Here is a 235-nt window from a genome sequence, read left to right as displayed (position 1 = left end):
TTTTCCCAAACTTAAAAAAACGCACTCCTTGACAAAATCGAAAACAATTTCTGCCCTACAACCCAGATTACTCGCGCAACATTTTCCATTTACCCCATCTCACACACATTCCTCCAAATAATCCTCTCACCACTCAAACAAGTACACACAACAAAACTATCCATCAACACACATCATATTACCACCTCTCCACGCCCCCCGTCTCAACATCTATTTCATGTTCTTAAAGCAATCT

The 235-nt window shown here is 40.4% G+C and carries 1 protein-coding gene; it reads left to right on the top strand.

What is annotated here, in order from left to right; translation table 11 throughout:
• Nucleotides 1–36: 36 nt before the first annotated feature.
• Nucleotides 37–235 (top strand): Ykof family thiamine-binding protein (locus tag FS736_RS25690; RefSeq protein WP_222125126.1); only part of this gene is annotated, 199 nt, incomplete at its 3' end.

Origin of the sequence: Cytobacillus oceanisediminis 2691 (genome assembly GCF_007678455.1) — a bacterium.
GTDB classification, from domain to species: Bacteria; Bacillota; Bacilli; order Bacillales; family Cytobacillaceae; genus Mesobacillus; species Mesobacillus oceanisediminis_A.
Note: the sequence above shows the minus strand (reverse complement) of the source record. Positions and strands in the feature narration are given on the sequence as shown.